This window comes from Gabonia massiliensis (assembly GCF_001403595.1).
Lineage (GTDB): Bacteria > Bacteroidota > Bacteroidia > Bacteroidales > Coprobacteraceae > Coprobacter > Coprobacter secundus.
Genome location: NZ_LN877940.1, coordinates 1,128,070 through 1,143,360 on the forward strand (window position 1 = coordinate 1,128,070; position 15,291 = coordinate 1,143,360).

The window sequence follows — 15,291 nt, forward strand, 5'->3', positions numbered from 1 at the left end:
TCATTTTTGAGGAGGTAAGTATCCTAAGGAAACTAAAAAAGCATCAGCCTTTTGTAGTGTATCATAGAAATAAGGGTTTTCTTTGCCATTTTTTAGGTTGAAAAATCCATGATCTTGTCCTTCATATAAAAATAAGTCACATCGATTATTATTTTCTATCATTTTTTCTCTGTATTTTTCCATTGTGATTACAGGGATGATGTTATCTTTAGTCCCTAAAAAGATAAGAGTTGGGGGAAGTCCTGATTTGATGTTATATGCAGGAGAGAATTCTTGATATCTGTCTTTTACGCGGCTATATCCATAGCCTCCCGGCCCGTTGTCTAATACTGGATTGTAGAGAAGTAGGGCAGCCGGTTTTGTACTGATTTTGGAATTTTCTCCTGGGGTATCGAAACCAGGACATGCTGCTAATGCTGCTGCCAAATGTCCACCGGCAGAACCACCGGCAGCAATAATCTTATCGGGATTGATGTGCAACTTACGAGCATGTATTCGAAGGTATCTCATTGCCGATTTGGCATCAGATAGAGCATCGAAAGGTGTGGTTTTGTGTTTTCCCAATACTCGATATTCTGCTAATATACATATTAATCCTCGGTTTCGGAAGTGTTCGGCTTGAGGACGGAAGTGATTGATATCTCCACTTAGCCATCCACCTCCGAAGAAAAATATGATTGCAGCTTTTTTATCTGATTTTTTTATATCATCCGGATATAAAAGATGTAATTTTAAATCAGCCTGTTCTGTATTCTTGTAGATGAGAACTTGCTCTCCGGCATTTAATGAAATATTGGAGAGCAGGCATAATAATATCAGAGCTGTCTTAACCATATTTTAAGGATAAAAATATTACCAGAAATAAGTTTTATTCAAATTATCAAGAACAGGATATTTCGAATCTAAATCATCGTATTGAGTTTTTAGCTCAAGAAGTTTGTTTTTTAATTCTTTGATAAGTCCTTCATTAGAGGGATCTTTGTATATGTTGTGCATTTCTGCAGGATCGTTTTGCAGGTCATAAAGTTCCCATTCCGGGGTAAGAGGTTTGTCATGAGAGCCAGTCATACCTAAACGTTGTCCATAGAAATAAATGAGTTTATAACGTTCTGTACGTATTCCGTAATGGGAGCAAACATTGTGTGCATCATCCGCATGCATCCAGTACCGATAGTACATTTCTTTTCTCCAATCTGAAGGAGTTTCTCCTTTTAGGTTTTTCCGAAAACTTTTTCCTTGCATTTGGGATGGAGTTTTGATATCGGCATAATCTAAAAACAGAGGGGCAAAATCGATATTTAAAATAATATCTTTATTTATTTTTCCTGCCGGAATTTCTTTTGGATAACGGATAAGAAAAGGCATTCTTAAAGATTCCTCCATCATTAGTCGCTTGTCGAACCATCCGTGTTCTCCCAAGAAAAATCCTTGATCACCTGTATAGATAACGATTGTATTTTCTGTGAGATTGTGTTCATCTAAATATTGTAATATATGGCCTACATTTTCATCTACACCAGCAACGCAACGTAGATAATCTTTGATGTATATTTGATAATTTTTTTTCCTTTTTTCATCACGTGTAGCTCCGGCAGGAGGCATGTCTCCTTTAAGGTCGTTCCGGTTCATTATTTCCATCCCCGTTCGGATTATTTTAGCGTATTCACCTTTGTTTTCATAGGTTTCGTACATATTTTTTGGTTCAGGAATAGTTACATCTTTTAACAAGTCTTTGAAGCGTGCAGCGGGTCTCCATGGACGATGAGGCGCTTTGAAGTGGCACATTAGAAAGAACGGTTTGTCTTTATCGATACGATCTAAATAGTCGAGAGCTTCTTTGCCAATAATATCGGTAGAATGTCCCCGATAAGTCGTCTCTTTATTTGTGTTATTTGCACAAATGCCCCAGTCTCCAATTTTAATCATTTTAGGATTATAATATTCTCCTTGTCCTGGTAAAACATTGTAATAATCAAAACCGGAAGGTTCTGTGCCTAAATGCCATTTCCCGATAATAGCAGTTTGATACCCGCTTTGTTGAAGATATTTAGCTACATTTGGCATATCTCGATTGAGATTGTCCAACAAAGTATATACTCCATTTTTATGACTGTATTGTCCGGTCAAGATACAAGCTCTTGATGGTGTGCTGATAGAATTTGTAACAAAGCAGTTTTCCAAACGGACACCCTCATTCCCGATACGGTCGATGTTAGGAGTGGGTAATATGTCTTTTAACATTCCGTTGTAAGCACTTATCGCTTGAGATGTATGGTCGTCTGACATGATAAATATGATGTTTGGGCGATCATTATCTGCCGCTTGTATAAAATGAGAACCAGCTAATAAACTTAGAGATATGCTGGCTATTTTTTTGCTGTTCATAATAGGTGTACTTTTAAATTCAGAATTTGGGAATAGGAAAAATCTTTTACAAGTATTCAGTACAAAGCAAAAATAACGGTGATTCGTCTTCCTCTATTTCTGGGTATCTTCCTAATGGCTCATAAAATCTATTATCATTAGAGTCGTCGTTGACTTTAGAGACTTCTCCGATAATGCAAGTTTCCTTTTCTGCCCAAAATTGGTGATATATATATGGTTCCAATGTGATGCTTTCTCCCGGATTTAGCCGGATAATTTCTCCTGCTTCTATATTCTGGGTTATTCCGTCTATTTGTACGGTGAACGAGTCTCTTGTTTTTTCTTCTTTTTTATTGGCTTTCCATAGCTGTAATGCTAATATACCTCCGCCTCGATTAATAATATCTTCCATTTTATTCCAATGAAAATGCATTGGGGTAATTTGGTTTACGTAAGAAACCATTATTTTTTCACAATAGGTTTTTTCACTTTTGGGAGAACCGTTACGTAGAGTGAAAAGAGTGAGCCCTTCTTTCATGAAATTATTTTTTCCGAAATCTGTAACATCCCAACCTAAAGTATGGTCGATTATTTCTTTGCAACGTTCGGTCGCTATTTTATCTTTCCATTCTTCTGGCGTTAGTAGTGCCCATGAAGGAAGATGAAAATTATTTTCATCAAATAATTTGATTGCTTGTTTGATATATCGATTGACTTCTGATCTTTTCATAATATATAGTAGTTATTTGTGATTTTCTAAAAATTTTGTTACTTCATCTAAAGTTGGTGCACCGCCAGTGCAAGTTGCGTTTCGAAGATTGAAATAAGCACAAGCCGAAGCAAATAATAATGATTCTTTCAAAGAATATTCTTCGTGTATGGCATATAACATTCCTGAACAAAAGGCATCGCCTGCTCCAACAGTTGAAACAATATGTTGTGGAGGAATAGGAAATGACGGAACAAAAATGGAATTCCCATTCTTGTTTATCGCGTAACCACCTTCGGGGAAATGTATAGTTACTAACTCTTTTACTCCATTATCTAATAATTGTTGTGCGGCATTTTTAATATTTTCGATAATGACGGTATTTTGGGAGGTGCGAGTGGGAATACCTGTACATTGAGCGGCTTCTACTTCGTTAATAATCAAATAGTCTGTAAAAGGTAAGCAAGGCGTAATTATCCGGGAGAAACGGTTACTTTCTTCAGATACTACATCTACTGAGGTTTTGTATCCTTTTTTTTGTAGTTTATCTAATATGCGAGCTGCTTTGACTTTGTATTGAGGATCTTCGGCATCCAGTTTATCTAATAAAAGTAGATATCCTAAATGAAAAATTTTGGCATTGGTATCTATCGTATCTATGTGTTCTATATCTAATTGTGCATTTGCTCCACGACAGTGGAAATATGTTCGTGAACGCCCCCCTTTTTCAGCCATAACATCAGTGTATGCGGTAGGTGTATGAGGGACAATTTTCATGTAAGACTTGTCTATATTGTATTTTTCTATTTCATTTAAGACATATTCCCCATTTGGGTCATCTCCTATGCATCCTGCAGCATACAGAGGAATATCGGTGTGCAAGTGGGCGAGATCTACTAATACGTTATGGGCACAACCTCCCAGTCCTGTTTCTGTAGATTCTATTGTAATTAAATTTCCGGGTGCAGGATATTTTTCGATTATTTTTACAAAATCGACGAGCCAATTTCCTGCGGAGATGATGCCTTTTCTCATAATGGATGATTTAGAATTTATCAAAATGACATATCATTTTTTTGATATGTCATTTTGATATGAAGGTTTATTTCAATATAATACGGAATGTTTCATTATTTATGCGAACCAAATAGATACCGGATTGATTCATAGATACAACTTGGTGATTGCTGTCTATTTTTTGATTTGAAATCAGACTTCCGGTACAGTTGTATATGGCCATATTGTATCCTTCGCTATTCTCGACGATAATATTCTTTTCGGATACATATACAGAAATACCAGAATTATCTATATTGTTTTCAATATCTACACTTCCATTTTTATTGACATTCATGATAGCTACCACTTCTTCAGGAGTCAATACTCGATCATAAATACGGAACTCATCCATTGCACCTTCAAAAATAAAGCGTTGGGTTGGGATTCTAATCGGAGTTGCTGGATCGTCAGGATTTTCATATTCCAAGTTACCACCGCCACCTCTTCGCAATATAACACCGCCATCTGAAGGTATAAGATCTCCCTGTTCTTCCAATGGAATTTCTTTTCTGGCAACTTCTTTTCCGTCAATATACAGAATCGTTGTAGCAAAGTCCAAAGATGAGGTTACGGCGTAGTGATACCATCTTCCGTATTCAACCATGTCTTCAGCAGTGAAATAGTCTGCTTCATTTGTCGAAACAGCAGCAAATTTACCGTCTTTCATACAAGCGAGAGTCGGAGTTGCCAGTCCTGCGATATTAGTACCTTGCATGTTTTGGGCATTGACTTTTTGATTATAGGCCAGAAATTGATAATCTTTATGACCCTGCAACACGGGTAAATTGCTATCTTCTACTCTTACCCAAAACGCGATAGAGTAGTCGCCTTTCCCTCGGTTAAGAACACCGGCAGGGGTGGATATGTGACCAGGGACATCCGGTTCAGAAGTCAATACGGTTCCAAAAGAAAAAGAGTTGAAGTCTGGTTCTGTCTTAAAATTATGACCTTTGGGTGCTTGACCTCGGTTAACGGAGTTATTATTGTTTCCGGACAGGTCAATCGGGGCATTGGCCATATTATCAGGAGCGTCACCGTTTACGCCTTCTTCCATGTTATAATAAACTACCAAGCCATTTTTGATGTCTTGAGCAAAAAGAGTCGCTGATGAGAATAATGCGACTGTTGAGAGTAGTAAAAATCTTTTTTTCATGATTCGTTTTTTTATAGGTTTATAATCAAGTTTAAAAAGTTGCTGTTTTAAATGTTTTTCCATCTATTTCAAGTAGGTAACCTGAATTGTTATTTAATGGTAAATATGTGTTTTCATTTTCAATTTTTTTTTCACTGATAAAAATTCCATTTATTCCGTATATACGGACTTTTTTCCCTTGGGCATTATGTATAGTGATTCCGTTTTTTAGAGAAGATACTTTTATTGTATCTTTATTTTCGGAAGTTTCTATCCCAGTTATGTTTTGTTTCATTATCGTTTTTATTTCCGATGAAGATAATGCTTTTCCATATAGTCTGAAATCATCTAATTTTCCTCCAAAAATGTAGTATTGTCCTGTGCTTCCAGCACCTCTTCCAATATATAGAGCTCCATTGATTCGAGTCAATTCTTCATATTCATTGGCTCCTTGTGTAGAAGATATTTCTATACCATTGATGTATAAGGTCGATTTTTGATCGGTTGCAGAAGATACGACTGCGTAATGGTACCACTTTCCCAATTCAACTTTTTCCCCTGGGATATTCCCGTTTGTATCTGTAAGAGGGAAAGGGGTACCAAAGTTGGACATACCGACAAAGTATCCGTTCTCAATACCTGCCAATTGTTGGGTATTTGGATTTACTGTGGAACCGGAAGGGCTACATCCTATCATTTGAACATTTCCGCAAGAAATGCTTATATCATTGGTAATACATACCCAAAAAGCTAAAGTATAATCTTCGAATCCTCTTTTGAATAGATTAATTGGAGTCGTAATGTGTCCGGGCTTTCCGGCTATGGGTTTATGAAAGACTTTTCCAAAGGAGTGTCCATTGGCATCGGGGGCATTTTCTATTTTGAAATTTCCGCTCATGTTGGTGATGACTCCATGATTTCCATTCCCAGAGAGATCTGGCACTGTGGTACCAGTCGCAGATTCGAAGTCATAATGAATAATCAGAGCTTTATCGGGTGATTGGGCAGCAACTGATAAAGAGAGAAAAATAGATAATATGGATATATTTATTTTCACAATGAAACGATTAAATTTTTATAAAGCCTTCCCTTCACTTTCAAAAAGTCGGAGATGGTACAGTGCAGTTTCTTTGGATGCCTCAATCATTTTCCATTTCATATCAATGTAATTGGGTTGAGGACATTGTTGTAAATATTTCTCAATCTTTTGCGTAATAGCTATTTGCATGGCTGTAGCAACATTGATTTTGGCTATTCCATGATGTACACAAGCTTTGAAGTCTTCTTCACTGGTTCCAGACCCACCATGAAGTACCAAAGGCATATTGTTTCTTTCACTGATTTCTGTCAGTCTTTTTATGTTTAGTTTAGGAGTCGCTATATATTTGCCGTGTAGGTTGCCGATAGCAATCGCTAAAGCGTCAATACCGGTTTTTTCGATGAATAAAGCCGATTCTTCTACGTCAGTAAAAACATCGGCAGTAGAGGCAGAGCCTGTGCCTTCTCCTCCACCGAAACCAGTGTCTCCGACTTTTCCAAGTTCGGCTTCGACGTCGACGTCTGCAGCTTTTGCCATACGTACAACGGCTTTTGTTATGCTTACATTATTTTCGAAAGGTAGACACGCTCCATCGAACATAACACTGTTGAATCCCATTCGTATGGCACGAGCACAGGTTTCGAAACTTTGTCCATGGTCTAAATGTACGGCAACAGGAACAGAACTTTGATGCGCAGCTTTAAGGAATAGTGGTGCCATAAGCTCCATTGGGGCATAAGGGAATTGGACTTCTGCTAATTGTAATATAACTGGAGAGTGGAGCTCTTCTGCAGCGGTAATAACGCCCATTACATTTTCCAAACTTAAACAATTAAATGCTCCTACTGCATAACCACCTTGATATGCTTTATTTAATATAGATTTGTAAGATGTTAACATAAATATATATTTAAATGAATATATGACAATCTATGAAATTTAGTCGGTCCACATAGGTGGTCGAGTTTTGAAAAGGGGAAATCCTGTTATACGGTCATTTTGATCGCTTCTGCGTCTTTTCCACCAAGGATGATCTTGTGTATCTTTTTGCCACTTGACTAATTTTGCGGCTAATTTTTCTCCTATTTCACGGTATTCGGGGAGGTCTGCGACATTATTTAGTTCGTATGGATCTTTTTCTAAATCGTAAATTTCTACCATAGCTCTCGGACACTGGAAAATCTGCTTCATATTTTCCGTTAATTTGTTGGATCTTTGTAACCGTTTCAGTTCGTACCAGCTATCACTGGTACTTATGTCCATGGAAGTTCCGTGTGGAATATTATAATAAGCATTATATACCAGTTTATATTTATTACTTCTTATGCAACGCATATATTCGTCAGCATCATGCCAGTTGCGTTCTGCATAAATAAATTCTGAACCTTTTTGAGTAGGGTCAAAAAGGAGTTTTTTAAATCCTCGCCCATACATGTCTTGAGGTATATCTATACCAGCCAAATCAAGTAAAGTCGGTGCCAAATCAATAGAACTGACCATACCGTTAGAGTGGGTTGTGCCAGGGGTTATCTTCCCCTTCCACATGAATAATAGAGGAGTTTGTATGCCGGAATCATATAAGGTTCCTTTGCAGCGGGGGAAAGGCATACCATTATCACTCATAAATACAAAGATTGTATTGTCAGTCAGACCTCGTTTATCCAGCTCATCCATCATGGTCCCGATATTATTATCCATACGACTTATTTCGTTATAATAATCAGCCATATCACGTTTGGTTTTATCGCTGTTTACAAGATAAGGTGGGACTTGGATTTTTTTGGGGTCGTTTTGTTGTTCTGTATTATTTCTATTATATGGACGATGGGGATCAATAAAGCCCACCCATATAAAAAAAGGCTTGTCTTTGTTTTCATCCAGAAATTTGTTATAGTTCTGGAAAAGTTCATCGGAAAGAGGTCTCTGATTAGGTAGATAATCGCCTTTTATTCTCACATCAAATTGCTTATCCCCATTAGGCCCCCAATGTGTTTTTAACATGGATGCAGTTACATAACCTGCCCGATGTAGATATGTCGGGAGTATTAGAGTTTCTGCATTTAGTCCGTTATGCAAATCCTCAGTTCCGATAGTATGTGCAAATTTTCCGCTAAGCATACTGGTACGAGATGGACTTGATTGCGGGGCTGTGAGGAATGCATTCTTAAAAAGAATTCCATTTTTTGCAATTTTGTCGATATTTGGAGTTGAGATATTTTTGTTGCCATAACATCCAAAATCCATACCGGCATCGTCAGCTAAGAAAACGACAATATTAGGTTTTGTATTTTTGATCTTTTCCTGTGCTGATAAATTGTTTATGGAACTAATCAGAGCTGCTGTATATATTATTTTAGTTGGATATCCCATTTTAGTTATCGTTTAATGTAATAGGAAATTTTATTTACCATCCTGGATTTTGTTCGTATTTTCCATTTGCTATATCATCTAAAGGAATAGGAAGTAAAAACATAGTGGGTGCATTAAACACTCGTTTACGAATACTTTCTCCATATTTGAATACACCATTGTCATCTTTGGTAATGGTCTGTAATTTTATGCTTTGAAAAGCCGCAGCGTCTTTCCAATGCCGACAATCATAGAAACGATGTTCTTCAAAAGCCAATTCTATTTTTCTTTCATTGCGGATGCGAACTTGCATGGAATCTGCAGAAAGACCTGATGGCATCGGAGGTTGCATAGCTCTGCTTCTTACCTGATCCAAAGCCCATTTAGCCGTCTTTCCATCACCGAAAAAATCGGTATAAGGACCGTAAGCTTCATTCATAGCTTCGGCATAGTTCAACAATACTTCTGCATATCGTAGTACATGAAAATTATGATGAGCGGCACCATTATTAGGATTTATCGTTTCATCAATAAACTTTCTTAGGTAAAAGCCTGTGTTTAGTGCATCAGAAGGGTAGTCTACGCCAGGAGTTACAGAAGAACCTTCGGCTGCATTATAGATTTGGAAAGTATAGTTTTTGTATTTGCTTTGATTATAATAAATCGTAGCATAAAAGCGCTCGTCTCTGTTTTGGTAAGGATTTTGTGGATCCCAGTTTGAGCCGGGTTGGTAAATGTTTAGCCCTTCTTTGGTTTCGTAAGACTCTACAAGATTGAGAGAGGGTACGGTGTAACCACCGCCTTTATCATTTCCGGCATTATGGAATCGGAGAGGAAGTTGGCGAGCTTCGCATTCACGGTGTTTTGAGGTACGAATATATGTAATGATTTCTTCACATGTTCCTCGTGTAATAAATAGTTGTCGGTAACTGTCTTTTCCTGCGTCTGTATAGAGTGCATAACCATTTTCTTCGGCGAACAAAATAGCATCATGTCCTGCTTCTGCGGCTGTTTCCCATTTTTTTGGATTGTATTCTCCTGCGACAATTCTGTTGCTATTGTTAGGATCGTTGAATAATGGTCGGGCAGCGTACAACAATACTCTGGCTTTTAACGCTTTGGCTGCCATTGAAGTCATTCTCCCAAAATCGGTAGGAGATGTCAGCAAATAATTTGGAGGAAGAATCTTTGCACAGTCATCACATTCTTTGACAATAAAATCTACAGTTTCATCGAAAGTAGATCGTGGAGTATATAGGGCAGGGTCAAATTGTGTAAGTTGTTTGGTGATGATAGGTACTCCTCCATAAGCTTTTAGTAATTCGGAATAGAAGATTGCCCTCAGCATACGGGCTTCTGTCTTCATTTGCAATTTACTTTCTTCTGTGATACCGTCTTGTATGCTGACTGGGACTTTATCTACATTTTCTATCATTTTATTGGCCGGTCTAATGGCTGTCCAATAGTATTTCCATCCCGGTAAATCTGTTGGGTTGGCTGCATTCCAAGTACCTTCATTGAACCAAAGGGCTTGGGTTAGCAGGCCTAAATGAGCCTGTTGAGCTTCATCAGTGGTTGCTGCTAAATAGATAGGATTGACCGCACCAAATCGAGCATATCCCTTGGGTAATCTGGAATATATGTTATAAAGCCATCTACGAGCTAAAGTTCCATCAGAAAATATTTTTTCTTCTGTCAAATCTCCGGATTCGGCTTTATCGAGAAGTCCAGAACCATCGTCCATGCAGGAAGTAAAAGTTACAAAAATGACGAGTAATATATATAATTTGTAATATAATATTTTTTTCATTTTGGTCGTTTTTTATTGAGTACTATATAATGATTTCGTGCTTAAAATTGGATGTTTACTCCAAATGTGTATTGAGACATTTGTGGATAATTATAAGCTCTCTCATTTTCTGTCTCGGGGTCAAATGTATTCTGATGATCAAAAGTTAACAAATTGGTCCCACTTACAAAGAAGCGTAATTTGGAAACTCCTATTTTGGAGAATAGATGCTTTGGCAGACTGTAACCGATTTCTACGTTTTTGAGTCGTAAATAATCTCCTTTTTTCAACCAATAAGTTGATTTTCTGTGATTATTGGGGAAATTTCCGTCATGTAGACGTGGGTAAGTCGCTTTGTCCCAAGTAGAAGGATCTTCAGGGTTGAAACGTCCAAGATGATGTTCAAAGGCATTTCCTCCGTCTCTGAATTCCCAAACAGCTCCATTGGAAAAGTAGACACTAAATTGTGCGGCACCCTGCCATAACATGCTAAAGTCAAATCCTTTATAGCTAAAACCGGCAGTAAGTCCAAATTGAATTCGAGGGATGTTGCTATATCCGATAGGGCATTCATCGTATTCGTCTATAACTCCGTCTTCATTCATATCTTTGTAACGTATGTCTCCGATTTGTACTGTACCTATATGTTTAGGTGCACTGTCTATTTCTTCCTGGCTTTTGAATAGTCCTAAAGCCACCAACCCATAATGTTGTCCGATAGATTGACCTTTTTGGGACATCCATGGATATTTTTGTAATGCTTCACCATTTTCAATAATCTTATTACGGGCATATGACATATTTCCTTTGATGAAATAATTGAAATCTTTGTATTTGTCGTTCCAGCCCAATTCTATTTCACCTCCTTGATTGCGAACTATACCTATGTTTCCGGGAGGATAAGAGATTCCTAATACCATAGGAAGGTTGTTATATTCCATTAGAATATCATTACGTATTTCATGGAAATAATCTGCATTGAGTGTGAATCGTCCGTTAAATAAACGCATATCCATACCTACGTTTGTTTTCTTTGCTCTTTCCCAGGTAACTTGATCATTTCCTAATCGTCCTTCGAGTAGGCCGTTATAGCCTTGAGGAGTGACTCCAAAGTTATAATTGCCAAAATTAGCATTACCGTTATTGTATGTTTGTAGATAGAGATATTGATAATTTCCTATCTTGTCATTTCCGACTTCACCGTATGAACCTCTTATTTTCAGGAAATTGATGAATGAGATATTGTTTTTCCAGAACTTTTCTTCAGAAATGACCCATCCGGCAGATATTGCAGGGAATAGACTGTAGCGACGACCTTCGGCAAATTGATTGGAGCCGTTATAGCCTAAGTTGATTTCGGCAAGATATTTTTGTTTATAGCCATAGGTAAGTCGACCGACAAAACCTAAATAACCGGTTGGTACATTGGCTTTAGTGAATGTTTGGCTTTGGTTATATAAGGCTAAAGCTGTTACAGCGTGATCTCCGAAAGTCCGATTGTAATTGAAAGATACTTCTCCGTATATTCTTTGCCAGTCGTTTGTTGTAGAAGATGATAATACCGGAAGTTGTTCTGATAATATGTTATCTGTATAGTTACCATATTTATCATATTCGATCATGAATGGACGTTCGCTAAGAGTTTGTGCTGTCGAAAGGAATGAATTTATTCCCAACATAGCTTTGAATGTAAGTCCTTTTGTAATGAATTTTAGATCTTGATCTAACCGGAAGGTACCTTGTAAAACGTCTTGATTTGTATGGTAGTAGCCTCCTTTTTCTACGATTTGTAGAGGATTGTATATAGTCGCGTTTTTACCATTTCCATATGTGCCGTCAGGGTTTTTTAAAGGTGAATAATTGGCTGGTTGACGCATTAATAACTCGAACATATTGTTGTATTCAGGATTGGTACTTTCTGCAGCAAAACGACTATTTACACCAATATTATGACGAGAACGGAAAGAGCTGTTCAAATCGACACCTACAACAGTTGTTTTGGTTACATTGAAATCCAGATTAGACCGTAAATTCAAACGACGATAATTGGCGTTTGTACTGTAATCATCGTTCTTATATTCTTTATAAATACCGTCTTGAAATAAAAATCCTAATGATACGAAATATTTTACGATTTTATTTCCTCCACGGATATTCAGATTGGTTTGATACTGAGGGATTGCTTTTCTCAGGAACATATCAATCAAATCATTGTTAGGGTGGGTATATGGAGAATCTCCAGTCAGGTAATGTTGCAAATCTTCGTCCGTGGAATAGTAGTAGTTAGCAGACGTAGGGACTTGACCTCCGTTATCGTTGCGTATGGCTTCATTCTTGAGAAGAGCAAAATTATATGCATCTAAGGGTTTAGCTGTGCGTATGGGAGTCTGGATTGCGGCGTGGGCGGAAAATGAAACAACAGGTTTCCCTATTTGCCCTCTTTTTGTTGTAACCAGAATGACTCCATTAGCACCTCGAACTCCATAGACAGCGGTTGCTGAAGCATCTTTCATGACGGAGAAAGACTCGATGTCATCAGGATCTATTTGATTGAAACTTCTTTCTATACCGTCAACTAATACTAAAGGAGTGTTATCATTGAAAGTACCCATACCTCGAATAAAAATGCGAGAGTCGTCGTTTCCTGGCTGTCCAGAAACCATTTTGGTCATAACTCCTGATATCCGTCCAGCAATAGCATTGCTCAGGTTGGCAGAAGCACTTTGTTTTAGTTCATCCGCTTTCACTGTAGAAATAGCACCTACCACTGAGACCTTTTTTTGTGTACCATATCCCACAACAACTACTTCGTCTAGCTCTGAAAGCTTTGCTTTCATTCTTACAGTCAATGAGGTTTGGTTGTTTATTTTTATATCTTGAGTTTCATAGCCTACAAAGGAAAATACTAAAATGTCTCCAGGTTTTACACTGATAGAAAATTTCCCGTCTATATCTGTAAAAGTACCAGTATTTGTTCCCTTTATGGCAACGTTGATGCCCGGCATTAATGTTGAATTGGCATCTTCTATGACTGTTCCTGTGATTACTTTTTGCTGGCCGTAAACGGTATGTCCTAAAGCCAAAAAGATTAGTAATGTATATATTATTTTTTTCATATCTATTCAAATTTTTAAGGTCATATTTACCATAATGGATTTTGAACCAATGCTTTATTTTTTAGTATTTCACCAGTGTGTATAGGATAGAGATACATTTTATCAGTAAAGACTCTTTTTTCGACTACTTTTGGAGTATATGTATATGTAATATTTCCCGTTGGTTCGTCTATTGTTCGAGTTATTGTAATACCTTTTAATTCTAACCCATTTAAGATATCTTTAGCTTTTTTCCATCGACGTAAATCCCAATGACGGTGTTCTTCAAAAGCAAGTTCTATCTGTCTTTCGTGCATGATACGATCTTTCATTTCTAAGTAGGATAGACCTTCCGGAAGATTGGGCATAGAAACCCGACTACGAACTTCATCTATTGCCCATTTTGCAGTACGTCCGTTTCCGAAATGGTCTATTTCAGGCCCATAAGCTTCATTCATGGCTTCAGCATAATTTAGCAGAACTTCAGCTACTCTGAAATAAGGGAAATAGTGTAGCCCGGTTTTGGTGGCTCCGAATATGATAGCATCGGGATCACTGAATTTTCGTAAATAATATCCTGTTTTTGTCGCATTTAGCGTTGCATCTTCGGCATCGAGGCCTCCCATAAATGTTTCAACTTTACGATCCCACCAAGTAGCTCCGTTATATTGAATGGTAGCATAGAAGCGGGGATCTCGATTGGAATAGGGAGCGTTAGGGTTATAGGTTTTTCCTCCACTCATTTCATAGGCATCTATCAGATTTTGTGAGGGACATACACCTCCTATTGCATTGGTATATCCTACCGGAGCATTAATCTTTTCTATGTTGTTGTCTTTGGCTCGGGTTTTTACGAATAAGAGTTCTTTATTCCCGGCAGGGGTATAAAATCCACGACCGTATTTAAAAATAGCAGTTCCTGTGCGGTATAAATCTATAGTTCCCGGATAGTGTTGTAATAATTCAGATGCTGCTTTAGCAGCGTCTTCCCATCGGTTAGGATTGTAGGAGCCATATCCGACAATAGGATCATTTTTCCCTTCAATCGACGGTCCATTGAAAAGCGGACTGGCAGCATAAAGCAAAGTTCTGGCCTTTAATGCCATGGCTGCAACTCCAGAAGCACGGCCCATTTGAGATTCTGGCTGTACAGTTGGCAAATATTTAGCAACAGAGTCACATTCGTCTACAATGAATTTTATACATTCGGCAAATGTATTGCGAGGAATGTTGGGATTTTCGTCATAAGAATAAGTTCTTTTAAGTAATGGAACTCCTGCATATCTTTTTATCAATTCGAAATAGAGAAATGCTCTTACAAAACGCGCTTCATTAATAGCCGCATTTCTTTTTTCGTCAGAAGTAGAAGCATATAGAGACCCTATATTGTCAAGTAGTAAATTTGCTTGGCGAATGCCGGCATAGGCATCGGCCCATATCATATCAGGATGAGAGGTCGGTTGAAGAGAACCGTCGTTGAAAGAACGAACTCCATGCATTGCTTTACATTGGGTGGACTCGTCTGTGGCGGAGGATAACATAGCTTCTCCGTCAAATCGATTATAAACTCCAGGTAAATAAGTATAAAGACCTAATACGAAATCGTCGACTCGAGTGCTGTCTTTGAATATATCATAAGCAGATTTCTTGTTTAGCGGCATGTCGTCTAAAAGACCTCTGTCACAAGAGGCGAACAGAGACAGGAAGAAAACAATTGAAATATATAATATGTAATCTTTCATATGGTTATTTTTT

General features: G+C 37.7%; 11 protein-coding genes. All 11 read right to left on the bottom strand.

Annotation, left to right across the window (positions count from 1 at the left end):
* The 11 genes from BN2628_RS14290 to BN2628_RS14340 all read right to left on the bottom strand — a co-directional run bounded on the left by BN2628_RS14290 (window position 1) and on the right by BN2628_RS14340 (window position 15,278).
* On the bottom strand, window positions 1-834 hold the full coding sequence (locus tag BN2628_RS14290) for an alpha/beta hydrolase (protein WP_055097982.1): 834 nt from the start codon (window positions 832-834) through the stop codon (window positions 1-3).
* 18 nt (window positions 835-852) lie between these two features.
* Complete coding sequence (locus tag BN2628_RS14295; RefSeq protein ID WP_055097984.1) at window positions 853-2,385, bottom strand: sulfatase family protein; 1,533 nt, start codon at window positions 2,383-2,385, stop codon at window positions 853-855.
* Between the two features lie 46 nt (window positions 2,386-2,431).
* Window positions 2,432-3,094 (bottom strand): D-lyxose/D-mannose family sugar isomerase, encoded by a 663-nt coding sequence (locus BN2628_RS14300; RefSeq protein WP_055097985.1) that lies wholly within the window; start codon window positions 3,092-3,094, stop codon window positions 2,432-2,434.
* Window positions 3,095-3,106: 12 nt separating this feature from the next.
* The gene (locus tag BN2628_RS14305; protein WP_021929716.1) at window positions 3,107-4,108 is read right to left on the bottom strand and encodes a carbohydrate kinase family protein; all 1,002 of its coding nucleotides are present in this window, start codon (window positions 4,106-4,108) and stop codon (window positions 3,107-3,109) included.
* 67 nt (window positions 4,109-4,175) lie between these two features.
* Window positions 4,176-5,285: a LamG-like jellyroll fold domain-containing protein gene (locus BN2628_RS14310; protein WP_021929717.1), complete on the bottom strand. Its 1,110-nt coding sequence runs from the start codon at window positions 5,283-5,285 to the stop codon at window positions 4,176-4,178.
* A 31-nt stretch (window positions 5,286-5,316) separates the two neighbouring features.
* The gene (locus tag BN2628_RS14315; protein WP_044228272.1) at window positions 5,317-6,321 is read right to left on the bottom strand and encodes a LamG domain-containing protein; all 1,005 of its coding nucleotides are present in this window, start codon (window positions 6,319-6,321) and stop codon (window positions 5,317-5,319) included.
* A gap of 18 nt (window positions 6,322-6,339) precedes the next feature.
* Complete coding sequence (locus BN2628_RS14320) at window positions 6,340-7,203, bottom strand: class II fructose-bisphosphate aldolase (protein WP_055098032.1); 864 nt, start codon at window positions 7,201-7,203, stop codon at window positions 6,340-6,342.
* Between the two features lie 39 nt (window positions 7,204-7,242).
* A complete protein-coding gene (locus tag BN2628_RS14325; protein WP_055098041.1) occupies window positions 7,243-8,673 on the bottom strand; it encodes a sulfatase family protein in 1,431 nt (476 codons plus the stop codon).
* 34 nt (window positions 8,674-8,707) lie between these two features.
* Window positions 8,708-10,462, bottom strand: coding sequence for a RagB/SusD family nutrient uptake outer membrane protein (locus tag BN2628_RS14330; protein WP_082430181.1), 1,755 nt, complete (start codon window positions 10,460-10,462; stop codon window positions 8,708-8,710).
* 41 nt (window positions 10,463-10,503) lie between these two features.
* Window positions 10,504-13,557, bottom strand: a complete 3,054-nt coding sequence (locus BN2628_RS14335) for a SusC/RagA family TonB-linked outer membrane protein (RefSeq protein WP_021929722.1) — start codon at window positions 13,555-13,557, stop codon at window positions 10,504-10,506.
* Window positions 13,558-13,583: 26 nt separating this feature from the next.
* Window positions 13,584-15,278: a RagB/SusD family nutrient uptake outer membrane protein gene (locus BN2628_RS14340; protein WP_074024196.1), complete on the bottom strand. Its 1,695-nt coding sequence runs from the start codon at window positions 15,276-15,278 to the stop codon at window positions 13,584-13,586.
* Window positions 15,279-15,291 lie beyond the last annotated feature (13 nt).